Origin of the sequence: Sphingomonas metalli, assembly GCF_014641735.1 — a bacterium.
Classification (GTDB): Bacteria; Pseudomonadota; Alphaproteobacteria; order Sphingomonadales; family Sphingomonadaceae; genus Sphingomonas; species Sphingomonas metalli.
The window spans coordinates 190,825-215,309 of record NZ_BMIH01000003.1 but is presented as its reverse complement, the minus strand read 5'-3'; the positions used below and the strand labels follow the sequence as shown (position 1 = coordinate 215,309).

Annotated in this window: 19 protein-coding genes; 12 read left to right on the top strand and 7 right to left on the bottom strand. The window is 68.8% G+C overall.

The annotated features are described in order from the left end of the window. Positions 1–59: 59 nt before the first annotated feature. Together IEX18_RS11290 and IEX18_RS11285 are read left to right on the top strand one after the other, a co-directional pair. Complete coding sequence (locus tag IEX18_RS11290; protein WP_188658875.1) at positions 60–1,463, top strand: NAD(P)H-dependent flavin oxidoreductase; 1,404 nt, start codon at positions 60–62, stop codon at positions 1,461–1,463. A gap of 163 nt (positions 1,464–1,626) precedes the next feature. After that, a complete protein-coding gene (locus IEX18_RS11285; protein ID WP_188658874.1) occupies positions 1,627–2,280 on the top strand; it encodes a DUF4893 domain-containing protein in 654 nt (217 codons plus the stop codon). Positions 2,281–2,313: 33 nt separating this feature from the next. Here IEX18_RS11285 and IEX18_RS11280 read toward each other — a convergent pair whose 3' ends face one another. After that, positions 2,314–3,312, bottom strand: a complete 999-nt coding sequence (locus tag IEX18_RS11280; RefSeq protein WP_188658873.1) for a 2-hydroxyacid dehydrogenase — start codon at positions 3,310–3,312, stop codon at positions 2,314–2,316. Between the two features lie 118 nt (positions 3,313–3,430). Here IEX18_RS11280 and IEX18_RS11275 point away from each other — a divergent pair, with 118 nt between their 5' ends. Continuing rightward, positions 3,431–3,916, top strand: a complete 486-nt coding sequence (locus IEX18_RS11275; protein WP_188658872.1) for an SH3 domain-containing protein — start codon at positions 3,431–3,433, stop codon at positions 3,914–3,916. 265 nt (positions 3,917–4,181) lie between these two features. On the opposite strand, the gene IEX18_RS11270 is transcribed toward IEX18_RS11275, so the two are convergent. Continuing rightward, a complete protein-coding gene (locus tag IEX18_RS11270) occupies positions 4,182–5,381 on the bottom strand; it encodes an acetyl-CoA C-acyltransferase (protein WP_188658871.1) in 1,200 nt (399 codons plus the stop codon). Here IEX18_RS11270 and IEX18_RS11265 point away from each other — a divergent pair. The 9 genes from IEX18_RS11265 (at position 5,371) to IEX18_RS11225 (ending at position 18,425) form a co-directional block, all read left to right on the top strand. Continuing rightward, on the top strand, positions 5,371–5,715 hold the full coding sequence (locus IEX18_RS11265; RefSeq protein ID WP_229664536.1) for a hypothetical protein: 345 nt from the start codon (positions 5,371–5,373) through the stop codon (positions 5,713–5,715). The two genes, IEX18_RS11270 and IEX18_RS11265, sit on opposite strands and share 11 nt — an antisense overlap. After that, positions 5,708–6,475: a prepilin peptidase gene (locus IEX18_RS11260; protein ID WP_373284573.1), complete on the top strand. Its 768-nt coding sequence runs from the start codon at positions 5,708–5,710 to the stop codon at positions 6,473–6,475. Before IEX18_RS11265 ends, IEX18_RS11260 begins: the two co-directional genes overlap by 8 nt. Then, positions 6,472–6,897, top strand: coding sequence for a hypothetical protein (locus tag IEX18_RS11255; protein ID WP_188658870.1), 426 nt, complete (start codon positions 6,472–6,474; stop codon positions 6,895–6,897). The genes IEX18_RS11260 and IEX18_RS11255 overlap by 4 nt, the downstream gene beginning before the upstream one ends. Before the next feature lie 132 nt (positions 6,898–7,029). Next, on the top strand, positions 7,030–9,219 hold the full coding sequence (locus IEX18_RS11250) for an autotransporter assembly complex protein TamA (protein WP_229664534.1): 2,190 nt from the start codon (positions 7,030–7,032) through the stop codon (positions 9,217–9,219). Further along, entirely contained in the window at positions 9,219–13,445 is a 4,227-nt protein-coding gene (locus IEX18_RS11245; RefSeq protein WP_188658869.1) for a translocation/assembly module TamB domain-containing protein, read from the top strand. Before IEX18_RS11250 ends, IEX18_RS11245 begins: the two co-directional genes overlap by 1 nt. Positions 13,446–13,723: 278 nt before the next feature. After that, on the top strand, positions 13,724–15,043 hold the full coding sequence (locus tag IEX18_RS11240) for an EAL domain-containing protein (RefSeq protein WP_188658868.1): 1,320 nt from the start codon (positions 13,724–13,726) through the stop codon (positions 15,041–15,043). Between the two features lie 239 nt (positions 15,044–15,282). Continuing rightward, positions 15,283–17,475, top strand: coding sequence for an ATP-binding protein (locus tag IEX18_RS11235; protein WP_188658867.1), 2,193 nt, complete (start codon positions 15,283–15,285; stop codon positions 17,473–17,475). Between the two features lie 64 nt (positions 17,476–17,539). Next, positions 17,540–17,932 (top strand): response regulator, encoded by a 393-nt coding sequence (locus IEX18_RS11230; protein ID WP_188658866.1) that lies wholly within the window; start codon positions 17,540–17,542, stop codon positions 17,930–17,932. A 52-nt stretch (positions 17,933–17,984) separates the two neighbouring features. Beyond that, positions 17,985–18,425 (top strand): DNA polymerase III subunit chi, encoded by a 441-nt coding sequence (locus IEX18_RS11225; RefSeq protein WP_188658865.1) that lies wholly within the window; start codon positions 17,985–17,987, stop codon positions 18,423–18,425. On the opposite strand, the gene IEX18_RS11220 is transcribed toward IEX18_RS11225, so the two are convergent. From IEX18_RS11220 to IEX18_RS11200, 5 genes are all read right to left on the bottom strand, one after another. After that, positions 18,422–19,303 (bottom strand): acyl-CoA thioesterase, encoded by an 882-nt coding sequence (locus IEX18_RS11220; protein ID WP_188658864.1) that lies wholly within the window; start codon positions 19,301–19,303, stop codon positions 18,422–18,424. The genes IEX18_RS11225 and IEX18_RS11220 overlap by 4 nt on opposite strands. Before the next feature lie 19 nt (positions 19,304–19,322). Continuing rightward, entirely contained in the window at positions 19,323–20,450 is a 1,128-nt protein-coding gene (locus tag IEX18_RS11215) for an acyl-CoA dehydrogenase family protein (protein WP_188658863.1), read from the bottom strand. A 12-nt stretch (positions 20,451–20,462) separates the two neighbouring features. Next, complete coding sequence (locus IEX18_RS11210) at positions 20,463–21,644, bottom strand: acyl-CoA dehydrogenase family protein (protein ID WP_188658862.1); 1,182 nt, start codon at positions 21,642–21,644, stop codon at positions 20,463–20,465. Positions 21,645–21,766: 122 nt separating this feature from the next. After that, positions 21,767–23,797 (bottom strand): 3-hydroxyacyl-CoA dehydrogenase NAD-binding domain-containing protein, encoded by a 2,031-nt coding sequence (locus IEX18_RS11205; RefSeq protein WP_188658861.1) that lies wholly within the window; start codon positions 23,795–23,797, stop codon positions 21,767–21,769. A 139-nt stretch (positions 23,798–23,936) separates the two neighbouring features. After that, positions 23,937–24,449, bottom strand: coding sequence for a glycine zipper 2TM domain-containing protein (locus IEX18_RS11200; RefSeq protein WP_188658860.1), 513 nt, complete (start codon positions 24,447–24,449; stop codon positions 23,937–23,939). Positions 24,450–24,485: the final 36 nt, after the last annotated feature.

Sequence of the window (24,485 nt, the reverse complement as noted above, 5' to 3'; positions counted from 1 at the left end):
CCTGCGGTGTGTTGCGGTATAGGGAGGACTTTCATCTTTGCCCGAAGGTTGCGTCCACCGTGTTCAAAGGCCTCTCTCCCATCGTCTATAACGGCCGCGAAGTCTGGCCGCTGGTGGAAGGCGGCAAGGGCGTCGCGGCGACCAACCATGCCTCGGCCGGCGCCTGGGCCGCGGCGGGCGGGATAGGCACCGTCTCGGCCGTCAACGCCGACAGCTATGATGCGGACGGCAAGATCGTCCCGCAGATCTATCGGGCGCTGACGCGGCGCGAGCGGCACGAGGAGCTGATCCAATATGCCATCGACGGCGCGGTCGAGCAGGTGCGTCGCGCCTTCGACATCGCGGGCGGCAAGGGCGCCATCAACATCAACGTGCTGTGGGAGATGGGCGGCGCGCAGCGGGTGCTGCACGGCGTGCTGGAGCGGACGCGCGGGCTGGTCTCGGGCGTGACCTGCGGCGCGGGCATGCCCTACAAGCTGTCCGAGATCGCCGCATCCTACAACGTCTCCTATCTGCCGATCGTCAGCTCGGGCCGCGCCTTCCGCGCCCTGTGGAAGCGCGCCTACTCGAAGGCGAGCGAGTGGTTGGCGGCGGTCGTCTACGAGGATCCGTGGCTGGCGGGCGGGCATAACGGCCTGTCCAATGCCGAGGATCCGCTGCAGCCCGAGAACCCCTATCCCCGGGTCAAGGCGCTGCGCGAGACGATGCGCGAGGGCGGCATTCCCGACACGACGCCGATCGTGATGGCCGGCGGCGTCTGGTACCTGCGCGACTGGAACGACTGGATCGACAATCCGGAGCTCGGCACGATCGCCTTCCAGTACGGCACGCGTCCGTTGCTGACGCAGGAGAGCCCGATTCCGGAGGCGTGGAAGCAGCGGCTGATGACGATCGAGGAGGGCGATGTGCTGCTCCACCGGTTCAGCCCGACGGGCTTCTATTCCTCGGCGGTACGCAACCCGTTCCTGCGCAATCTCGAGGAGCGCTCGCACCGGCAGATCGCCTTTTCGACGCAGGAGGCGGGGGATCACGTCTTCCAGCTCGATGTGGGCGTGAAGGGCAAGAATTTCTGGGTGACGCGCAACGATCTGATCTCGGCGCGCGAATGGTTCGGCCAGGGCTTCCAGACCGCGCTCAAGACGCCGGACAACACGCTGGTCTTCGTGACGCCCGAAGAGGCGAAGGTAATCCGCAAGGATCAGGCGGACTGCATGGGCTGCCTGTCGCAGTGCCTGTTCTCGAGCTGGGCGGACACGGAGACAAATTCGACCGGCCGCCTGGCCGATCCGCGCAGCTTCTGCATCCAGAAGACGCTGCAGGACATCGCCCATGGCGGCGATACCGAGGCGAACCTGATGTTCGCGGGACATGCGGCCTATAATTTCAAGCGCGATCCCTTCTATTCGAACGGTTTCGTGCCGACCGTGCGGCAGCTGGTGGATCGCATCCTGACCGGCGACTGATCCCGGCTCGTCGCAAACGCGGCTGCTATCAGGCAGTTGGTCGCGCGCTTAACCTTTCGTCAACCCTGACGGCGCATCTCCCATAGGGTCGGCGGCCGCGAGTTGCCCGCCGCCCACCATGAGCGCCGGGCCGGTATTGGCGGCTCCTGCGCGGGAGGACGAGATGTCGCGTAGGTTCAACGCAGCGTGGCTCGCCATCGCGCCGGTCCTTGCGGGCTGTGCGCACAAGACCGAGACGCCGATCGCATCGGCCGGCGCGACGGTGACCGTCGAGCCGGCCCCCGAACCCGCCTGGCGCACCGCGATCGACAAGCCCGATGCCGCCCGGATCGAGGCTCTTCCGGCCGCCTGGAGCGCGGCCTGGGCGCAGGCGGGGCGACGCAACGCGACGGCGATGAAGGCGGAGGGCGAACTGCTCAAGCCGGATGCGGCGCTCGATCACCCGGCGCTGCCGCCCGGCTCGTACAAATGCCGCTCGGTGACGATCGCCCGCGGCGTCCTGCGCAAGTCGCCGCCCTTCTTCTGCTATATCGGCAGCGAGACGGGGGAGCGGATCAGCTTCACCAAGCAGACGGGGTCCGCCCTGCCGGGCGGCTGGCTGTATCCCGACGGTGACCGACGCTATGTCTTCCTCGGCGCCAACCAGAAGCGGCCGGGCACCGCAACGCTCGGCTACGGCGTCGACAAGACGCGGGACCTGATCGGCGTGGCCGAACGGGTCGGCCCCTTCCGCTGGCGGCTCGTGCTGCCCGGACCGAGCTTCCAGGTCTACGAGCTGACGCCGGTGCCCTTCGAGCAGCAGGGCGCGAGCGGCTGAGGGAAAGTCATCGCCGGAGCCCGCCTCTCCCCATCAGGCCCAGCCTTCGAGCACCTGATCCGGGGGGCGGTGACCGTCCGCCCACATGCGGATGTTCTGGATCACCTTCTCGCCGGACGCGACGCGTCCCTCCACCGTCGCCGATCCCATATGCGGGGTCATCACGACGTTGGGCAGGGCGAGCAGGCGCGGATCGATCCGCGGCTCATGCTCCCAGACGTCGAGCCCGGCACCGGCCAGCTGACCCGCCTCCAGGGCGTCGACCAGGGCCTCCTCGTCGACGATGCCGCCGCGACTGGCGTTGATGAGGAAGACATGCGGCCGCATCAGGCCGATGCGGCGCCGGTCGATCAGCATCCGGCTGTCGGCGTTGAGCGGGGTGTGGACCGTCAGGATGTCGATCGCGCGCAGCATGTCGTCGAGATCGGGATGCCAGGTCGCGGCGAGCTGCGCCTCCAGCACCGCCGGCAGGCGGTTGCGGTTGTGATAGTGGATGGAGAGGCCGAAGGCGCGGGCGCGCGACGCCACCGCCTGGCCGATCCGCCCCATTCCGACGATGCCGAGTGCCTTGCCGCCGATCCGGTGGCCGAGCATGGCGCCCGGGCTCCAGCCGCACCAGGCGCCGGAGCGGACGAGCTTCTCGCCCTCCGCGAGTCGGCGCGGGACGGAGACGATGAGCGCCATCGTCATGTCCGCCGTATCCTCGGTCAGGACACCGGGCGTGTTGGTGACGATGATCCCGCGCGCCCGCGCGGCCTTGAGGTCGATATGGTTCACGCCCGCACCGAAATTGGCGATCAATTTGAGGCGGGGCGCGGCGGCGGCGATCACCTCCGCATCGATCGTATCGGTGACGGTCGGCACGAGCACGTCGCACGCCGCGACCGCTGCCCGCAGCGCGCCCGCGGGCAGCCGGGCGTCGCTGCGATGGACGTGCGTATCGAACAGCGCCTCCATCCGCTCGATCGTCGCATCGGGCAGCATCCGGGTAACGACGACCCGGGGTCGGGGGCAGCGGCGTGTGTCCGACATGGCTGCGATGCTTGGCGCGGCGTGCCCCGCACGTCAACGCGGGGCGTTGATCCGGCGACGGCTTTGATGGCAGGAGGGCAGGGACCGTGCCGCCCGGACCGACAGGGGATACTCCATCATGCGCCTGACGCGCTTCGCCTTTCTGATCCTGACGGCTGTCGCCGCGAGCGCCGCGCCGGCTCAGGACAAGACGCCGACGCCCCCCTATTGGGCCTCGATCGGTGCGGGGCGGGCGCTGATGCGCACCGGACCCGCGCGCACCTATCCGGGCAGCTGGATGTACCAGCGCGTCGACCTGCCGGTGCGCGTGATCGGCGTGTTCGAGGAATGGCGGCGGGTGCAGGATCCGGACGGGACCGAGGGCTGGATGCTCGTCAACCTGCTTCGCCGTACCCGCACCGCGATCGTGCGGGGCGAGACACCGGCACCGATGCGCGCCGAGCCGACTGGAACCGCCAAGCTGCTCTGGCGCGCCGCGCCGGGCGTGGTCGGCCGGATCACCCAATGCGGCAGCGGCTGGTGCCGCTTCGACGTGCAGGGCAAGTCCGGCTATGTCGAGACCGCGAACCTGTGGGGAGTCGAACCGGGAGAGACGCTGTCCTGAGGGCGGGTATTTGGGCCCGGCTTCCCGCTTCGATCTACTTGAGCTGGTGCGATCGTCATCCCGGACTAGTTCCGGGATCCACGGTTCCGCATAAGCAACGGCTTATACGCGTGGTGTGCGGTGGATGCCGGAACAGGTCCCGCATGACGCGGTAACTTTCACAGAGGTCTCGCGGAAGCCGAAACCTCCCGGTGATAGCGAAGGGCAGGTCGGTAGAGGCCCCAGCCTGCGCTGGGGCGACGAGTCATGATGGCTGGATCAGGTCCTAGTCGACCAATTCCACGGCCATGGCGGTCGCCTCTCCACCGCCGATGCACAGTGCCGCGACACCCCGGCGGCCGCCGGTGCGCTGGAGCGCGCCGATCAGCGTCGCCAGGACCCGCGCGCCCGATGCCCCGATCGGATGGCCCAGCGCACAGGCGCCGCCATGGATGTTGACCTTGTCGTGCGGCAGGTCGAGATCGCGCATCGCGATCATCGCGACCGCGGCGAACGCCTCGTTGATCTCGAACAGGTCGACCTCACCGACATCCCAGCCCGCCTTGTCCAGCGTCTTGCGGATCGCCGGGACGGGGGCGGTGGTGAACAGCGCCGGCTCATGGGCATGGGCGGCATGCGCGACGACGCGGGCGATCGGGGTCAGCCCCAGCCGGTCCGCCACGCTCGCCCGCGTCATCACCAGTGCCGCCGCACCGTCGGAGATCGACGAGGCATTGGCGGCGGTGATCGTGCCGTCCGGCGAGAAGGCGGGCTTGAGGGTCGGGATCCGCGCCACGTCGCCCCGGGCCGGCTGCTCGTCGGCGTCGACGGTGGTGGCGCCCTTGCGACCCTTCACTTCTACCGCGACGATTTCCGCGTCGAACGCGCCGTCCGCCTGCGCGCGCTGGGCGCGGTGGAGCGACTCGATCGCGAACGCGTCCATCGACGCGCGGGTGAACTGATAGGCGGCGGCGGACTCCTCGGCGAAGCTGCCCATGAGGCGGCCGGGCTCATAGGCGTCCTCGAGACCGTCGAGGTACATGTGATCGTAGAAGGTGTCGTGACCGATACGGGCGCCGCCGCGGTGCGTCCTGGAGAGGAAGGGCGCATTGGTCATGCTCTCCATCCCGCCCGCGACGATCAGGTCCGCCGACCCCGCGGCCAGCGCGTCCGCCGCCATGATCGCCGCCTGCATCCCCGAGCCACACATCTTGTTGACCGTCGTCGCCTCGACATGCGTGCCGAGGCCCGCGCCGATCGCCGCCTGCCGCGCCGGCGCCTGGCCGAGGCCAGCGGGCAGCACGCAACCCATATAGATCCGCTCGACCGCCGACGCGGCCACGCCCGCCCGCTCGACCGCACCCTTCACGGCGGCAGCCCCCAGTTCGGTCGCGGTCGCGCCCGCCAGCACACCCTGGAACGAGCCCATCGGCGTCCGGGCGGCGGAGAGGATGACGACCGGGTCGTGTGGGGTGATGCTGGCCATGGCGAACTCCGCTCCGATTATGATTTTTGTTGCGATTGAGAAAGGTCAAGGCAAAAGCCGTGCCGCTCGCTACGGCGGGCATATGGAAGCACTGGCCGATGGGATCAAATGGTTTGCCTCGATCTCCGGCGTGACCGCCGCGTTGATGGTGTCGCTGGACCTCGGACGGCGGGTCACCGGCTGGGGCTTCGTCCTGTTCGTAGCATCCTCCATCGCCTGGTTCACCGGCGCCTGGCTGACCGAGGACTGGGCGCTGGGGATGCAGAACGGTGCGCTGTTCGCGATCAACGTGCTGGGCGTCTATCGCTATCTGATCCGCGGTGTTGATCCATGATGGCATCGGGCCGGCGTGGGTCTGGCCGGTCGTGCTGGGCCTTGCCGGACTTCTGATCGGCAGTTTCGCGGCGACGGTGATCCTGCGCTGGCCCGAGGGCCGGTCGATCGCGCGCGTCCGGTCGGCCTGCGACGGTTGCGGGCGGACGTTGAAGCCGGCGGAGCTCGTCCCCCTCGTCAGTGCCGTGATCAGCCGCGGACGGTGCCGTAGCTGCGGCATGCGGATCGATCCGCTGCACTGGCAGGTGGAGGCGGGCTGCGCGATCATCGCGATCGCGGCCGGGATCGTGGCGCCGGGACTTGCGGGAGTTGCCGGTGCGATCCTGGGCTGGCTGCTGCTGACCCTGGCGGTGCTGGACCTACGCGCCTTCTGGCTGCCCGATGCGATCGTCGCGCCACTCGCGCTGCTCGGGCTGGCGGGGGGTGTCCTAGGCCTCGCTCCCGATCTGCCCGACCGGCTCTGGGGCGGCCTTGGCGGCCGGGCATCGCTCTGGCTCATCGCGGCAGGGTATCGCCGGTGGCGCGGGCGGGACGGGCTGGGCGGCGGCGATCCCAAGCTTCTGGGCGCGATCGGGCTCTGGCTCGGCTGGCGACTGTTGCCGGCGGTGCTGCTCTGCGCCGGCCTGATCGGGCTGGGCGTCGTCCTGTTCCGAATGGTGCAGGGACGGGCGATGGTGCGGGACGATGCCCTGCCGCTCGGCACGCTGATGGCGTTGGCGGCTTACCCGGCCTGGTTGATGATGGTAGGTATGGCGGCATGACCGCCCTGATGCCGATCCTGCTCGCCCTGACCCAGGCCGCCGCTACGGTGCCGCTTCCCGATACCCTCGGGCCCCAGTCGATGCCGCAGCAGGGCTGCGCCGCCTTTCTCTGGAGCGTGGCCGATCGCAAGCTGGTCGCGGTGGCGACCGCATCCAGCGGAACCTTGCGGCTGAGTCTCGGCGGGCGGGTGGCGGATCTGCCGCGAAACGCCACGTCGGGCACGACCGGCTTCGGCTTCGCGAGCACCACCAGCTATGCCGCCCAGGGCGTGACCGCGACGCTGACGATGACGGTCTCCAGCCAGGCGGAGCTGACCGACGGCGGACTGGTCCAGCAGGCGACGCTGACGCTGGAGCGGCCCGGTGCGGACGCGGTGATGATCCCGGTCGGAGGCCTCGTCGGCTGCGCGCCGCAACGCTGATCCCTTCGACGAATTGCGCCCCGGCGATGAACCATGCCGCTCTTTCACGCGTTGTGCGGGCTGAGCGGGGGACTGATCCGAGAAAAATCGGACGTTCCCTCAAGGGTTTGACCAAAGGGGACATGAAGCAGCGTGAAGGGCCAGGATCGCCGCCACCACTGGCTTGCCGTCGCGCTGTTCGCCGCCTCCCCTGCTGCCGCCCAGTTGTCGCAGCCAGGAACCGCTCCCGCGCGCGGCCCGGATGCGCCCAAGCAGGACCCGTCGCCGCGTCAGCCGGGTGACGCCCCTTCATCCGACCCCGCCGGCAATGCGCCGATCGTTCCCGACGCAGAGTTCAACGCGGCGCTGCCGCCGCTGTCGGGTGACATCAACGCGCCGCTGGAGCCGATCCCGCCTGCATCCGGAACGGTGTCGCCCCCGCCGGCCACGACGGCCGCACCGATCGCCACCGGCGACGCGCTCGGTACGGTCGCGCCGGAAGACCCGGCGCTTGCCGCGCCCCTGACGCCGATCGGCAGCTTCGACACGACACCGCTCGAAACGGCGGCAGCGGCGCGGGGCGAGGATCTGCCCGACATCCGGTACGACACGGTCGTACGCGGGCTGGAGCCGCTCAACCTCGACGACGAGTTCAAGAGCCTGTCGGCGCTGCGCGAGGGCAAGGGGAAGGCGGCCAACGCCTCGCAGCTGTCGGCGCGGGCGCGCGAGGACGAGGGCCTCGCTGTCCGGCTGATGCGCTCGCTGGGCTATTATGACGCGACCGCGACGTCGGTGATCGAGCAGGTGCCCGCCGAGGACGGGGGCGCACCGAGCGGGCGACTGCGCGCGGTGCTGACGGCGACGCCGGGGCGACTGTACCGATTTTCGTCGATTACGGTCCAGGCGCCCGCCGTAGTGCCGGACGACCTGATCCGCCGCAACCTGCCGCTCAAGGTCGGCGATCCGATCGAGGCGGCGCGGGTGCAGGGTGCCGAGGCCAATGTCAGCTTGGTCCTGCCGCAGCGCGGCTATCCGTTCGTCAAGCTCGGCGACCGCGACATTCTGCTGGAAGACCAGTCCCCCGATCCGGTCGGGGCCTATGTGCTGCCGGTCACGCCGGGGCCGCGATCGTCGTTCGGCCGGATCGTGACCACGGGCGACGCCGTCTTCGGGCTCGACCACCTCAACGTCTTCCCCCGCTACAAGGAGGGGCAGCTCTACGACTCGCGGCTGACCGACGATCTGCGCGAGGCGCTGGTGGCGACCGGCCTCTTCCGCAATATTTCGGTCGAGCCGCAACAGAGCGGTCGACCCGGCCCCGACGGGACCGAGGCGGTCGACCTGCTGGTGCGACAGACCAAGGGTCCGGCGCGGTCCCTCGCCGCGACGGGCGGCTATTCGACGGGGCAGGGCGTCCGGATCGAAGGAAGCTGGACCCATCGGAACCTGTTTCCCGACGAGGGTGCGCTGATCGCGACGGCGGTGGCCGGCACCCAGGAGCAGGGCGTCGGCGCGACCTTCCGCCGCTCGAACGCCGGCCGGCGCGACCGGACCTTCTCGATCATCGCCAATGCGAGCCACCAGAACTATGATGCGTACGAAGCCTATATCGGGACGCTGGCGCTGCGCTGGAGCTATGATTCGACACCGATCTGGCAGAAGCGCTTCACCTATGCCTATGGCGTCGAGCTGACCGGCACCAACGAGGATGTCTATGACTTCGGCCTCGGGCGGCGCCGGCGGGGCACGTTCGGGATCGCGGCACTGCCGGGCCAGGTCGTGTTCGACCGATCGGACAGCCTCCTCAATCCGACCAAGGGCTTCCGGCTGAAGCTGAACCTCAGCCCCGAGACCTCGGTGCGCGGCGGGGTGCGGCCCTATGTGCGGACGATGGTGGAGGCCACCGGCTACTACCCGGTCAGCGACAGTCTGGTGATCGCGGGCCGGGCCCGTGCCGGATCGATCCAGGGGATCGATCGCGACGATCTGGCGCCCTCGCGCCGCTATTATGGCGGCGGCGGCGGCTCGGTGCGCGGCTATGGCTATCAGAGGCTCGGCCCGTTCGACCCGGAGGGCAACCCGGTCGGCGGCCGGAGCCTCAACGAATTCGCGGTCGAGGCGCGCTATCGCTTCGGCAATTTCGGGATCGTGCCCTTCATCGATGCGGGCAACAGCTACGAATCGAGCCTGCCGACCTTCTCGTCCCTGCGCTTCGGCGCGGGCATCGGCGGGCGCTTCTATACCAATTTCGGCCCGTTCCGCGTCGACATCGCCACGCCGCTCAACCCGCGGCCCGGTGACGGCAAGGTCGCGCTCTATATCTCGATCGGGCAGGCCTTCTGATGACGGACGAGATCGATCGGGGCGCGTCCGCAGTGGCCGTGCAACGGCGGCCCCTCTGGCTGCGGCTGCTCAAGTGGCTCGGTATCGCGATACTCGGCCTCGTCGCGTTGGTGCTCGTCGTGCTGTTCGGGATCAACACCGATCCCGGGCGGCGCTTCGTCGCCGACCAGATCGGCGGCTACACCACGGCATCGGGTCTCAACATCAAGGTCGGGCGGATCGACGGCTCGCTCTACGGGCGGATGATCCTGTCGGACCTCCGGGTCAGCGATCCGCAGGGGGTGTTCGTCGACAGTCCCCGGCTGGAGGTGGACTGGCGCCCCTTCGCCTATGCGCGCAACCATATCGACGTGCGCGAGCTGAGCGCCGGCCAGATCACCGTGCGCCGGCGACCGGTGCTCAAGCAGACGCCGCCGTCCGACCCGAATGCACCGCTGCTGCCCGATCTCGACATCGACGTGGGCCGCCTCCGCATCGCGCGGCTGGTGCTGGCGCCGCCGGTGACCGGGCAGGCGCATATCCTGTCGATCGACGGGACGGTGCACGTCGCCGATCGGCGCGCGCAGATCGTCGCCAACGCCGCCGCCCTTCGCGGGCCGGGTGTGGCGGGCGGTGACCGGCTGGCCCTGCGCCTCGACGCCGTTCCGGACCGCAACCGGCTGGATATCGACGTCAAGCTGGCGGCACCGACGGGTGGCGTCGTGTCGACGATGGCCGGATTGAAGGCACCGCTGCAAGTCTCTGTCGACGGGCGCGGCAGTTGGGCGGCGTGGCAAGGCCGGGCCGTGGCGACGCTGGGGGGCGGTGAGCTGGCCAATCTGACGCTCGGCGCGAGGGACGGCCATATCGAGGTCCGCGGCACGGCGCGCCCGGGCCTGTACCTCGAGGGGCCGGTGGAGCGTCTGACCGCGCCGGCCTTGCAGGTCGCGATCGACACGACGCTCGCCGAGCGCAGCGCCGACAGTCGAATCAAGCTTCGCTCGGACGCGCTGGTCGTCGACGCAGGCGGGGTGCTGGATCTGGCGAACAGCCGTTTCGGCAATTTCGCGATCGACGCACGGCTGCTGACGCCGGGAGCAATCGCGCCCAATCTGAACGGACGCGACGTGACGGCGCGGGTCGTCCTGAACGGCGCCTTCGCTACCCCGACCGTGGACTACAAGATCGCTGCCGCGCGGCTCGGCTTCGGTACGACCGGGGTGGAGGCGCTCTACGCCGAAGGTCTCGCGCAGGTGAACGCCGACCGCATCCTCGTCCCCGTCAAGGCGCGGGCGCGGCGGGTCACCGGCCTGAATGCGGCGGTCGGCGGTCTGGCGAACAACGTCGCCATCCAGGGCGATTTCGCGATCTCGATGCCGAACATCCTGTCGGACAATCTGCGTATCCGCTCGGACAATATCGACGCGACCGCGATCGTCGTCGCCAATGTCCAGACCGGCCGGTACACGGGCGCACTGAAGGGCCGCGTGAACAATTACAGGGTCGAGTCGATCGGCATTGTCGATCTGACGACCGACGCCAGATTGGTGCCCGGCCCCAATGGCGGCTTCGGCATCAGCGGGCGGGTCGTCGCGCGGACCGAGCAGCTGTTCAACAGCGGCATCCGCAATTTCCTCGGCGGCAATGCGGTCGTGCGCGCCGATATCAGCTACAGCCCGGAAGGGATCGTGACCTTTGCCGGCCTGCGCCTCAACGCTCCGCAATTCCGCGTGACCCGGGGCAGGGGCCGGTTCGATCCCAGCACCGGCGCGGTCGCGGTCGAGGCCGATGCCGTGTCCGGGCAATATGGCCCACTGTTCGCGCGGGTGACCGGCAGCGCGACCAGCCCCGTCGTGGTTGTCCGCGCTCCGCACCCCGGTGTCGGGGTGGGCCTCGCCGATCTCAACGCCCGGATCGTCGGGCGCGGCGGCGCCTATGCGGTGACCGCGAGCGGCGGGACCGACTATGGTCCCTTCACCGCCGACGTGCTGGTAAGGCCCGGTGCGCAACTGGCCATCGACGTCCGGCGGGTGGTCTTTGCCGGCATCCTCGCCAACGGACGCGTGGTCCAGACCGCCGCGGGCCCGTTCGCCGGCGCGCTCGCCTTCAACGGACAGGGGCTGACCGGTTCGGTCCGGCTCGCGAATCAAGGCGGGAACCAGCGTGCCGACGTGGCGGCGCGTGCCTATAACGCCCGCATTCCGGGGCAGGTCGACTTCACCATCGGACGCGCGATCGCGAATGCCAGCATCGTGCTGCTGCCCAAGGCGCCGCAGGTGGTGGCGGACGTGCAACTGGCCGACACCCGTTACGGGCCGACCGTCATCCAGTCCGCGCGGGCGAAGGTGAACTATGTCGGCGGACGCGGAACGGCGCAGGCGCTGCTGACCGGGTCGAGCGGCGTGCCGTTCCGCGTCGCGCTCAACGGGCGGCTGGCACCCAACGACTATCTGGTGGCGCTGCAGGGGCAGGCGAACGGCATCGACTTCCGCACCGCCAATCCTGCCCGGATCCAGGCCGCCGGCGGCACCTATCGTCTCTCGCCGACCCGGATCGACCTGCGGCAGGGCTCCGCCCGGATCGCCGGGAGCTTCGGCAACGCGACCAGCGTCCAGCTGCGCCTCGACCGGCTCGACCTGTCGATCCTCAGCGCCTTCGTGCCCAATCTGGGCATTTCCGGCCAGGCGACCGGCAGCCTTGATTACGGCCAGGCCGCCGGGGCCAGCTTCCCCTCGGCCGACGCACGCATGACGATCGCCCAGTTCCGCCGGACGGGGGTCGCGGCCGTGTCCGATCCCGTCGACATCGTCTTCGCCGGCCGGCTCGTCCCCGATGGTGGCGAGGCTCGCGCACTGGTGAAGAGCGGTACCACCGTGGTCGGGCGGCTGGTCGCGGCGCTGCGCCCCTTGCCGCCCGGCACCGGCCCGTGGACCACGCGGTTGATGCAGGCGCCGCTGTCCGGCGGGATCCGCTACAACGGGCCGTCCGCGGTGCTCTTCTCCTTCGCGGCGCTGCCCAACCAGCAGCTGAGCGGTCCGATCGCCGTCGCCGCCGACTTCTCGGGGCGTGTGTCGGCGCCGAGACTCAACGGCCTGATCCGTGCCGACAACCTGACCTATGACAACGAGACCTATGGAACGCGGCTGACGCGGATGCAGATCGCCGCGCGCTTCAGCAACGACCGGCTGGAATTGACCCGCCTGCAGGCGCGGGCTGGAGACGGCACGGTCGAGGCGCAGGGATCGGTGGGACTGGCGGCAGATTCGGGCTACCCGATCGACCTGACCGCGCGGCTCACCAATGCGCGGCTGGCGAACAGCGATGCGCTGGCGGCGACGACGAGCGGCACTGTGCGGCTGACCAACGGCCGCGACGGCGGGCTGATCCGCGGCGTGCTGACCGTCCCGAACGCCCGCTATCAGATCATCCGTCAGGGCGCGGCAGAGGTGCCCGAACTGACGGGTGTGCGTCGCCGAAGCGATATCCGCATTGCCCGCCCGACCGACCGGCCCGCCCCGGCGGCCCCTCCCGGGCTATTCCGCCTCGACCTGCGCATCCGCGCCGACAACCAGCTGTTCGTCTCCGGCATGGGCCTCGAGTCCGAGTGGCAGATGAACCTGCAGGTGGGCGGCACCTCGGCCGCGCCGACGATCGGCGGCGGGCTCGACCTGATCCGCGGGACCTATTCGTTCGCTGGCAAGCGCTTCGAAGTGAATCGCGGCGTCATCCGGTTCCGCGGCGGCGCCCTGACCGACCCGGACATCAATATCCAGGCGACCACCACCACCGACGGGATCACCGCGGTGATCAACGTGACCGGGACCGGGCAGCGGCCGCAGATCGCCTTCACCTCGACGCCGGCGCTGCCTCAGGACGAGGTGCTGAGCCGCCTGCTGTTCGGGACGAACCCCGAGAACCTCTCCGCGACCGAGGCGATCCAGCTGGCATCGGCGCTGAACTCGCTGCGGGGTTCGGGTGGTGGGCTCAACCCGCTCGGCAAGCTGCGCTCGGCGACCGGGTTCGACCGGCTCCGCGTGCTGGGTGCCGACGAGGCGAGCGGCCGCGGTACCAGCCTCGCGGCGGGCAAATATCTGACCGACGATATCTATGTGGAGATCGTCACCGACGCGCGCGGCTTCACGGCGACGCAGCTGGAGATCGCCCTGTCCCGATCGCTGAGCATCCTGACCTCGACCGGATCGTTCGGCGGGTCGGCGGGGAGCGTGCGCTATCGCAAGGATTATTGAGGCGATTCGGACGCAGAAAGGCCCGGTAGCGAGACCGCCGGCACAGCCGGCGGAGCCGCTACCGGGCCCAGCGCCCTGTTACCAGGGACGGATGTCTTCGTTACGGATCAGTGCGAGAATGAAACGCAGCATGGTTATCTCCCTTGAAAGCGCCTCGTTGGACGCTCGCTCACGTTAAGGGAATTTTAACCATATCTCAACGGCCCTGCCGTCGCGTTCCGGGACGGGTGGCCCATCCTTAAGCCATTGTTTACGATTGCGGGTTACGCCCGCAGGCGATGACTTCGCCCGTCGACCGAGCCGGCTTTCCGAGCCAATCCACGGAAGGGGGCGCCGCGCGCGCTTCCTCGACCGGTCGCGCATCCAAGCCGTGGCAGGTCGGGCTGATCATCGGCCGCATCGCCAATTTCGCGATCTTGCGTCGGCATCTCGGCGTCGGGCGCGCCAATCTGCTGGCCGCCGATCTCGCCGCCTTCGTGGAGCGGCTGACACCGGCCGCGATCGTCACCGTGGTGGGTCACGACCGGCTGGAGATCCACTTCGCCGGCACCGACCATGCCGGCTTCGAAGCCGCGCTGCAGCGACTGGACCGCGCCTTCGAAGCGGCCTTCGAGATCGACGGCGAGCCCTATGCCATCGAGCTGACGCTGGGCGGGGCGATCGCGACGCCGCATTGCGACGAAGTGCGGCTTATCGACGAAGCGGAGCGGGCGCTGGACGACGCCCGCGAACAGCGCGAGCCGGTGCTGCGCGAGGTGGGTGCGAGCCCCGACACCGCCGACCGGCGGAGCCTGGTCCGGGACCTGCGCGGCGCGATCGGCAAGGGCGAGCTCTTCCTTCAATACCAGCCCAAGGCGCATGTGCGGCAGCAGCGTGTGCTGAGCGTCGAGGCGCTGGTCCGCTGGCAGCATCCCGTGCGCGGACTGGTCCTGCCGGGCGAGTTCATCGGCCTTGCCGAAGAGTCCCACGACATCACCGACCTGACCGTCTGGACGATCCAGCAGGCGATCAAGGACCAGCGCACGCTGGCCGAGCAGGGTCACGAAGTCCAGATTTTCGTCAACATATCGGCCGTGCTGCTGTCGGACGCCCGCTTCGTCCGGCGGGCCTGTGCGCTGGTCGAAAGCAGCGGCGCCAGCCTGGGCTTCGAGATCACCGAAACGGCGGTCATCCACGACCCCGACGTCGCGATCGCGCATCTTCGGACATTCGCCGACATCGGCATTACGATCGCGATCGACGATTACGGTGCCGGCCTGTCCTCGCTTGCCTATCTGAAGCAGCTGCCCGCGCGCGAGCTGAAGATCGACAAGCTGTTCGTCACCCAGCTGACGAGCTCCAACCGCGATCCGCTGATCGTCCGCTCGACGATCGATCTGGCGCATGCGCTCGAAATGGAGGTCGTGGCCGAAGGCGTCGAGACACCGGCGGCGCTCGCGCTGCTGTCGGTGATGGGATGCGACGTCGTCCAGGGCTATCTGATCAGCCGGCCGCTCGCCCTTTCCGCCCTGATCAAGTTTCTCGAGACCGACCTGTCCGGCGGGCTCGATGCCCAAAAGCGGACGCTGCCGAACTTCGCCGCGACGGCGCGTAGGTAGCCGTGCGTCGGCTGGCGATCGGCCTAGTCTTAGCAGGCTTGCTCGTCGGACAGGTGCGGGCCGCCCCTCCATTGCCGGTTATCGACCGGCAAGTCGCCGACGCTCGTCGGACGATGATGGTCGATCCGCAAAACGCGGCCGAGGCCGCGCGACAGGCCGCATCGTCTGCCAGGGCTTATGCTGGTCAGCCCGACGGCCAGAAGACCCTGGCTGCCGCCGAAGCCTTGCAGGCGGAAGCGATGTTCCGACTCGGAGAGCTGGATCGCGCGGCGCCCTTGATCGAATCGGCACTGAACCGGATTGGCCCCAACCAGACCGAGCTGGCCGGAGAAGTACGCCTGACCCGGGGGAGCTTGCGCGGAGCCAAAAGTCAGTTCGGCGGCGCGCTGACCGACTTCCAGAACGCCTTCAAGATTTTCGAGCGCATAGACAATCAGCGCAGCCAGGCGATCGCGCTGATGCTGATCGCATCGCTCTACAGCAGCGGCAAGGATTACGAGCGTGCGCTCCGCTATCTGACGCAGGCGTCCGACATCTATCGCGGCGATCCGGGCCTGATGGTCGCGCTCTACAACAATCGCGGCGGAGTGTTGCAGGACCTGAAGCGGCACGATGAGGCGGAGCAGCAGTTCCGCGTCGCGCTCTCCTATGCCGAGAAGATGCGCAGCCCGGTTCTCATCGCACAAGTGCTCCGCAATGTGGCGCGCAACCGCTTGAAGGCCGGACAGGTCACGGCCGCGGAGCAGGCGGTGCGTCGCAGCCTTGCGGTCGCGGCGTCCGGCGAGGCGGCGAGCTGGCGGCCGCAATTGTTGGCGCTGGCCGCCGAGGCCGCCTTCCAGCGGGGCAATTTCGGTCAGGCCGAGCGGCTGATCACGCAGAGCTTCGCCCAGGTGGACATCGACGACACCGAGGCGAGCTGGCTGGAGCCGCACCTTACCGCCTATCGGGTCTTCCAGCGGCAGGGCCGCTACGAGCTGGCGATGGAGCATCTCGCCGCCGTCAAGCGGATCGACGACGATGCGACGCGGCTGGCCACCAGCACCAGCAACGCGCTGATGGCCGCGCGCTTCGACTTCGCCAATCAGGAGCTGCGCATCGCGAAGCTGCGGGCCGCCGAATTGCGTCGCAGCATCGCTTTGGAACAGGCGCGCACGCGGTTCCAGCGGACGATGTTCCTGGTCGCCGGCGGCGCAACCGCGATCGTGATCCTGTTGCTGGCAATCGGCCTGTTTACGATTCGGCGTAGCCGCAATGCACTGCGGGTCGCGCGCGACGGGCTGGCCGTGACCAATATGGAGCTCCACAAGGCCCTGGCCGCCAAGACGGAGTTTTTGGCGACCACCAGCCACGAGATCCGCACGCCGCTCAACGGCATATTGGGCATGACCCAGGTCATGCTCGCGGATGCGACGCTGCCGCCGGTGACGCGCGATCGTTTGGGCGTGGTGCAGGGGGCCGGACTGACGATGCGGGCGCTGGTCGACGACATTCTGGACGTCGCGAAGATGGAGACCGGCCATCTGACGCTGGACGATCAGCCCTATGATCTCCCGGCGACGATCCACGATGCCGCGCGCCTGTGGGAAGAGGAGGCGCGCGCGAAGGGGCTCGATTACCGGATCGATCTGGCGGACGCGCCCAGGATGCTGATGGGCGATGCGGGCCGTATCCGGCAGATCGTCTTCAATCTGCTGTCGAATGCCGTGAAGTTCACCAGCCGCGGGCAGGTGGCGCTGACCGCCTGCACCGTCGACGGAGGCGAGGCGCTCGCGCTGACCGTGTCCGATTCGGGCATCGGCATCGCGCCCGAGAAGCAGGGTGCGATCTTCGAGTCCTTCCGCCAGGCCGATGCCAGCACGACCCGGCAGTTCGGCGGTACCGGGCTGGGGCTTGCCATCTGTCGCAACCTGACGGTGGCGATGGGCGGTACGATCACGGTCCGGAGCGAGGTCGGACAGGGTGCGACCTTCACGGTCGTTATCCCGGTCAAGCTGGCCGCGGTGCCGGAGCCGACGGCGCCGCTTGCCGACCAGCCCGCCCTTCTGGTGCTGGATCGCAGTCCGATCACCCGCGCCATGTGGAAGACCCTGCTGGAGGCGCGCGCGGGCACGCTGCTGTTCGCCGCCACCGTCGACGAGGCGATCGCGGCGATCGGCTCCAGGGCGATCGCCCGCATGCTGATCGACGATGCCACGCTGTTCGCGGCCGCGGATCCTGCCGATGCCACGGCGACGCTTGCGACCGCGGCGCAGGCTGCCGGAGTCGAGACGACGCTCCTGTGGTCGGGCGACCGCGACGGCCGCGACGGCGTCGCGCCGCTGATGACGCGGATCGTCGCCAAGCCCATTGCCGGCGCGGCGCTCGCCGCCATGATTTTCGATACGGAATGCGATAGGTTGACCGGAACACCGCTTGTATCGCGGGCGGCATGATGCGTAGAGCAACGGGCATGAGGTGCTACGCAACCCTTTGCCCGCAACCGTACGGAGGCGGCTGGTGAACGTCCTGTTCATCGAGGACGACCGAATGAATCGGCGCGTCGTCAATGATATGCTGGACGTCGCCGGGGCGACGATGGTCGAGGCGGAAAGCGCCGAAGACGGTTTGAAGCTGATCGACGAGCAGGATTTCCAGGTCGTGCTGATCGACTTGAGAATGCCCGGCATGGACGGCATCACCGCCGTCCACCACATCCGCGCGCGCACCGATGCAAAGGCGCAGGTTCCGATCATCATCGTCACCGCAGACGCCGCGATCGACCTGCGCGAGCGCTGCCTTGCGGCAGGCGCGGACGACGTGATCTTCAAGCCGGTGGCGATGGATGATTTGTTCGAGGCCATGGGCCGCGTGCTCGCCAAGGGATCGGGCGGCGACGCGATGATCGTCTGAGCCGCGGGGCAGGGCTGGAGCCCGGCCCGCCGTGCCGCTATCGACCGGTTCGATGCAGGTCGACTTCTATCATCTGACGGCGACGCCGCTCGACCGCGCCCTGCCGCGCATCGCCGAACGGGTGATCGCATCCGGCGGGCGGCTGCTGATCGTCAGCGGATCGGAGGAGCAGCGGCGCCATCTCGATCGCCTGCTCTGGTCCTATGCGCCCGACAGCTTTCTGCCGCACGGCGAGGCCGGGGCGGGGGAGGATGCGTCCCAGCCGATCCTGCTCGCCGGTGACGCGAGTGCGGCGAATGCGGCACGCAACATCGCGCTCGTAGACGGCCTGTGGCGCGACGCGGCGCTCGATTTCGACCGGGCCTTCCACTTCTTCGACGACGAGGCGATCGAGGCGGCCCGCGAGGCTTGGAAGGCGCTGGGCGGGCGAGACGGGATCGAACGCCGCTACTGGATACAGGGCGAAGGCGGCCGCTGGGAGCAGGCTGCCTAGACCTGGCGCTGGCGCATCAGGCCTTCCTGCGCGGCACTTGCGACGAGGCGTCCGTCTTGCGTGAAGATCCGGCCCCGGTTGAAGCCGCGGGCGTGACCGGCCCAGGGACTGTCCATCGTGTAGAGCAGCCATTCGTCGGCGCGGAAGCTTTCGTGCAGCCACAACGCATGGTCGAGGCTGGCGACCTGCATGCCCGGGCTGAGCCAGGTCACCCCATGCGGCAACAGCCCGGTGCCGAGCAGGCCGAAGTCGCTGGCATAGGCGACCACGGCCCGATGCATCGCGGGATCGTCGCCGATCCGGCCGGCGAGGCGGAACCAGACATGCTGGACCGGCGCGGCGTCGCGCGGCGACAGCCAGTCGCGTGGAGAGACGGGCCGGATCTCGACGGGCCGGCGGCGCAGCATGCGCTGGCGATGCCGTTCGGGAAGCTGGTCGGCGATCCGGGCGAGCAGGTCCTGTTCGTTCGCCAATGCCTCGGGCGCGGGCACTCCGGGCATCGCGTCCTGATGGACGAAGCCGTCCTCGGGGGTCTGGAACGAGCAGGCCATGTTGAGGATTGGCTGGCCCCGCTGCATGGCGATGACCCGGCGGGTCGCGAAGCTGCGGCCCTCGAAATCGCGCACCACACGGAAGATGATCGGAAAGTCCTCGTCGCCCGGGCGCATGAAATAGGCATGGAGCGAGTGCGCGACCTTCGGCGCGTCGGTGGACCGTTGCGCCGCCTGCAAGGCTTGGGCGATGACCTGCCCGCCGAAGACCCGGCCCTCGCCACCCGGTTGCCGCGCGCCGCGGAACAGATCGGTGTCGATCTGCTCGACATCGAGCAGGGTGACCAGCTGCTGCGCCAACAGCTCGGGGCTAAGATCCTGATTCATCGCGACGCCTATAGGTGGCTCAATAGCCGGCGGCCACCGCCAGCCGATCGGCATGGTAGCTGGCGTCTCCCCACAGCTCGGCAAGGCTGCGCGCCCGCTTCATGAAGAAGCCGATATCGTAATCGTCGGTCATGCCGATCCCGCCATGCATCTGGACGCTCTCGTTGACCGCCAGGGTGGCGGCCATCGCCGCCATCGCCTTGGCGACCGACACGGCCTCGTCGGCCGCCTCGCTGCCCGTATCGAGCAGCTGCTGCGCCTTCAGCACCGCCGCACGCGCCACCTCCATCTCGGCGTAGAGGTGAGCGGCGCGATGCTGCAGCGCCTGGAAGCTCCCGATCGCCACCCCGAACTGCTGCCGCTCCCGAAGATAGCCGAGCGTCATGTCCATCGCGCCGCCACCGACACCCAGCAGCTCCGCCGAGGCGCCGGCGCGACCCGCACGCAAGAGCCGATCGAGGGCGACCCGCCCGCCATCCACCTCGCCGACAACCGCATCGCCGTCGACCGTGACGCCGTCGAAGGTGCAGTGCGCGGCGAAGCTGGAATCCGCGAGCCGCTCGGCCCGGACGGCGAGGCCGGCAGAGTCCCGTGGCAGAGCGAAGAGCGTCACCCCGTCCCGGTCCGCGGGATTGCCGGCAGTTCGCGCGGCGACGATCAGCAGATCGGCGACATGGCCATGGGCGACGAAGCGCTTCGTGCCAGACAGTCGGAAGCCGTTGCCGGCCCGCTCTGCCGTCAGGCCGATCGTGTCGCGGTGCTTGGGGCCTTCGTCGATCGCCAGGGCCGCGACCGTCTCGCCGGCCAGGATGCCGGGGAACCAGCGTTCCGCCTGGGCCGTGCCGGACAGTGCCGCGACCGCACCGACCGCGGTGGTGAGAAAGGGAGAGGGGGAGAGGTTGCGGCCGATCTGCTCCAGCACCACGCCCGCCTCGACATGGCCGAGCCCAAGCCCGCCCTGCGCCTCCGGGATCAGGATGCCGGTGAAGCCCATCTCGGCGAACTGCCGCCACAGGTCCCGGCTGAAGCCGACCGGGTCGTCGCCGTCGCGCAGCGCACGCAGATGGGCGACCGGCGCCCGATCGGCCAGATAGTCGCGCGCCGTATCGCGCAGCATCGTCTGCTCGTCGTCGAGAAACAGGGGCATGGCGGTCTCCGATCAGGCGCCGGGGAGGTTCAGGATGCGCTTGGCGACGATGTTGAGCTGGATCTCGCTGGTGCCGCCCTCGATCGAATTCGCCTTGGTGCGCAGCCAGGCGTGCGCGGGTGCGCCGCCATGGCTCGCCTCGCTCTGCCATTCGAGCGCGTCGGTGCCGCCCGCGGCCATCATCAGTTCGTGGCGATCCTTGTTCAGCTCCGTCCCGAAATATTTCATCATCGAGGGCTGTGCCGGGTGGGCGCGGCCAGCCTTGAGTTCGTCGATGAACCGCTCGGACATGGCGGCAAAGGCGCGGGCGCGGACCTGGAAGCGGGCGATGTCGGCACGGAGCAGCGGATCGTCGAGCCGCCCCGATGCGTCGGTGCCGATCGCCTTCAGCGCCCCCGCCACCAGCGTATCGGCTCCTTCGCCGAGGCCCATGCCCGAGATCATCTCCCGCTCGTGACCGAGCAGATACTTCGCGACGTCCCAGCCCTTGTTCTCGTCGTGGACGCGATTGGCCTTGGGCACCTTCACGCCGTCGAAGAAGGTCTCGCAGAAGGGGGAATAGCCGGAGATGAGCAGGATCGGCCGGGTCGAGACGCCTTCGGATTCCATGTCGAAGAGAAGGAAGCTGATCCCGCCCTGCTTCGCTTCCTTCGAGGTCCGGACGAGGCAGAAGATCCAGTCCGCCTGATCGGCATAGCTGGTCCACACCTTCTGTCCGGTCACGACATAATGATCGCCGGCATCCTCGGCCCAGGTAGCAAGCCCGGCCAGATCCGACCCGGCGTTGGGCTCGGAATAGCCCTGGCACCAGCGGATCTCGCCGCGGGCGATCTTCGGCAGGTGCTCGAGCTTCTGCGCCTCGGTGCCGTATTTCAGCAGGGCCGGCCCCAGCATCGAGATGCCGAAGCTGTTGAGCGGCGAACGGGCGCCGATGCGGCGCAGCTCTTCGCGGAGGATCTTGGTCTCGGCGGGCGACAATCCGCCGCCCCCATAGTCGCTCGGCCAGTCGGGCACCGTCCAGCCGCGCGCCGCCATCGCGTCGAGCCACTGCTTCTGCTCGGGCGATGCGGGGACGTAGCGGCGGCCGCCCCAGCACACGTCCTTTTCGGACCGGATCGGACGGCGCATCTCTTGCGGACAGTTCGCCTCGAGCCAGTCGCGGGTCTCCTGGCGGAACCTCTCCAGGTCGGTCATCGCATCCTCTTCCTTGCTCCCGTCCCGATCAGAGAGGGGCGGGCGGGCTATTTGTCGGGCGCGCCGTATGCGGCTGCGCCCCAAGCCGCCCCCTCCCCTGGAGGGGAGGGGCTTTCGACTAACTACTTGAGCCGGCCGCCGCTCGCCGCGGCATCCTTCAGCGATTTCGCCACGGGGAAGCCATAGGTCTCCAGCCCGGCTACCACCTTGCCCAGCCCTTCGGACTGGGCCCAGAACATCGGACCACCGCGATAGACGGGCCAGCCATAGCCATAGATCCAGACGACATCGATATCGGACGCACGCTGCGCCTTGCCTTCCTCCAGGATCAGCGCCCCCTCGTTGACCATCGTATAGAGGGTGCGGGCGACGATCTCCTCCTCGCTGATCTCGCGCGGAGTCACGCCCTCGCGCTTGCGGAAGTCGTCGATGATCTCCGCGACGCGGGCGCTGTTCGACGGATTGCGCTTGTCGTCATAGTCGTAGAATCCGGCCTTGGTCTTCTGGCCCCAGCGGTTCTCGGCGGCGAGCGCATCGCGGATATTCTCGATCCGTGTCGGATCCCGGTGCCAGCCGATGTCGACGCCGGCGAGGTCGGCCATCTGGAAGGGGCCCATCGGCATGCCGAACGCGACATGCACCCGGTCGATCTGCTCGGGCGTGGCGCCTTCCAGCAACAGCTTGGTCGCCTCGACCTGGCGCGGCATCAGCATGCGATTGCCGATGAAGCCATAGGTGACGCCGGCGACCACCGCGACCTTGCGGATCTTCTTGGCCAGATCCATCACCGTCGCCAGCACGTCGCCCGCCGTTTTCGCGCCCCGCACCACCTCCAGCAGCTTCATGACGTTGGCGGGCGAGAAGAAGTGCATGCCGAGCACGTCCTGCGGACGCTTCGTCACAGCCGCGATCTCGTCGATGTCGAGATAGGAGGTGTTCGACGCGAGGATCGCGCCGGGCTTGGCGATCGCATCGAGCCGGGTGAAGATCTCCTTCTTCACCTCCATATTCTCGTAGACCGCCTCGATGATCAGATCGCAGTCGGCGAGGGCGTCGAAGTCTAGGGTGGGCGACAGCAATCCCATCGCGCCTTCCACCTGCTCGGGCTTGATGCGGCCCTTGGCGGCGGTCGCCTCGTAGTTCTTGCGGATCGTCCCGGTGCCGCGATCGAGCGCTTCCTGCGCCATCTCGACGATGGTGACCGGGATGCCGGCGGACAGGAAGTTCATCGCGATGCCGCCGCCCATCGTGCCAGCGCCGATCACCCCGACGCGGCGGATCGGGCGCAGCGCGGTATCGGCGGGCACGTCGTCGATCTTCGAGGCCTGGCGTTCGGCGAAGAAGATGTGGCGCTGGGCGGCGGACTGGACGCCGAACATCAGCTTCATGAACTCCTGCCGCTCGAAGGCGATGCCGTCGGCGAAGCTGGCGCCGGACGCGGCCTTTTCGATACAGGCGATGTTCGCCGCGGGTGCGTCGAAGCCGCGGAAGCGGCGGGCATTGGTGGTGCGGAACGCCTCGATGGCGGCCGGGTCGCCCTTGACCGGAGCCTCGCTCGCCCGCGGGATCGGGCGCGCCGCCTTGATGTCGTGGGCAAAGGCGATGGCCTCGTCCACCAGCGTGCCCTCGCCGGCCAGTCGATCGATCAGCCCCGCCTCATGCGCCTTTTGCGCCGGGATCGGATCGCCCTTGGCGGTCATCTCCAGCGCCAGTTCGATGCCGGCGACGCGCGGCAGCCGCTGCGTGCCGCCGGCGCCGGGCAGCAGGCCGAGCTTCACCTCGGGCGTGCCGAGCTTCGCCGAGGGCACCGCAATGCGATAGTGGCAGCCGAGCGCGACCTCGCACCCGCCACCCAGGGCCGTGCCGTGGATGGCGGCGACGACCGGCTTGCTCGACGCCTCGATCATGTCGACCACCTGCGGCAGCAGCGGATCGACCGGCGGCTTGGTGAATTCGGTGATGTCGGCGCCGGCGAAGAAGGTGCGGCCCTCGCAGCGGATCACCATTGCTTCGATCGAGCCGTCCGCGACGCCTTCCTTGATCGCGGCCTCAAGTCCCTGACGCACGGCCGCCGACAGTGCGTTGACCGGCGGATTGTCGGAGATGATGACGAGCACTTCGCCGTGGCGCTCGGTGCGGATCGGGGACGTCATGCGCTGCTCTCTCCTGATCGGGCCATACCCGGGTTTCTAAGATCGAGCGATCTATTGCCTTGACGCGCGCGTAAATCAACCGGGAAACGGGCCTGCCGCCGCCCTCGGCCGCAGCAGACCCGATCTTCTACAGCGAGCCCTAGCGGCAGCGAACCTGCGAATTCTGATCGATCGAGCGGCCGGCCAGCGCACCCGCTGCGGCGCCGAGCAGGGTGCCGACGGTGCGGCTCCGGCCGCCGTCGATGACGTTGCCGAGCACGCCCCCTGCGGCGCCGCCGACGATCAGCCCGGTCGTGCCGTCGGACCGCTTGCAATAATAGCGGCCGTCGTAGCCGGCGTAGACGCGATCGTCCGACGACAGCACGCGCTCGCGATATTGCGCGCCGTCGCGATAGTCGCGGGCCGGATCGTAGGCGGGGCCGTCTTCGTAGCGCCCGTCCTGGTAGCGGTCCGGCGCGCGCCGATAGTCGCGGTCATAGCCGGATCGCGCATTGCGGTAGCGATCGACTTCCTGCCGGTAGATGTCGTATTCGCGATCGAACCGTTCCTGCGCGGCGCGGAAGCGGGCATCGTCCGCGCTCGACTGGGCGATGGCAGGGGCGGCCACCAGCGTGGCGGCGATCAGGCCTGCGGAAACAAGACGGGACAGCATCGGACACACTCCTCCGGCCCGCGAATCGGGCTGCAC

Coding starts and splice junctions, on each gene's coding strand:
- IEX18_RS11255 (WP_188658870.1), top strand. CDS start 6,472: ATGACCGCCCTGATGCCGATCCTGCTCGCCCTGACCCAGGCCGCCGCT.
- IEX18_RS11235 (WP_188658867.1), top strand. CDS start 15,283: ATGTTCCGACTCGGAGAGCTGGATCGCGCGGCGCCCTTGATCGAATCG.
- IEX18_RS11270 (WP_188658871.1), bottom strand. CDS start 5,381: ATGGCCAGCATCACCCCACACGACCCGGTCGTCATCCTCTCCGCCGCC.
- IEX18_RS11210 (WP_188658862.1), bottom strand. CDS start 21,644: ATGACCGACCTGGAGAGGTTCCGCCAGGAGACCCGCGACTGGCTCGAG.
- IEX18_RS11245 (WP_188658869.1), top strand. CDS start 9,219: ATGACGGACGAGATCGATCGGGGCGCGTCCGCAGTGGCCGTGCAACGG.
- IEX18_RS11225 (WP_188658865.1), top strand. CDS start 17,985: ATGCAGGTCGACTTCTATCATCTGACGGCGACGCCGCTCGACCGCGCC.
- IEX18_RS11220 (WP_188658864.1), bottom strand. CDS start 19,303: ATGAATCAGGATCTTAGCCCCGAGCTGTTGGCGCAGCAGCTGGTCACC.
- IEX18_RS11285 (WP_188658874.1), top strand. CDS start 1,627: ATGTCGCGTAGGTTCAACGCAGCGTGGCTCGCCATCGCGCCGGTCCTT.
- IEX18_RS11275 (WP_188658872.1), top strand. CDS start 3,431: ATGCGCCTGACGCGCTTCGCCTTTCTGATCCTGACGGCTGTCGCCGCG.
- IEX18_RS11205 (WP_188658861.1), bottom strand. CDS start 23,797: ATGACGTCCCCGATCCGCACCGAGCGCCACGGCGAAGTGCTCGTCATC.
- IEX18_RS11265 (WP_229664536.1), top strand. CDS start 5,371: ATGCTGGCCATGGCGAACTCCGCTCCGATTATGATTTTTGTTGCGATT.
- IEX18_RS11240 (WP_188658868.1), top strand. CDS start 13,724: ATGACTTCGCCCGTCGACCGAGCCGGCTTTCCGAGCCAATCCACGGAA.
- IEX18_RS11280 (WP_188658873.1), bottom strand. CDS start 3,312: ATGTCGGACACACGCCGCTGCCCCCGACCCCGGGTCGTCGTTACCCGG.
- IEX18_RS11215 (WP_188658863.1), bottom strand. CDS start 20,450: ATGCCCCTGTTTCTCGACGACGAGCAGACGATGCTGCGCGATACGGCG.
- IEX18_RS11200 (WP_188658860.1), bottom strand. CDS start 24,449: ATGCTGTCCCGTCTTGTTTCCGCAGGCCTGATCGCCGCCACGCTGGTG.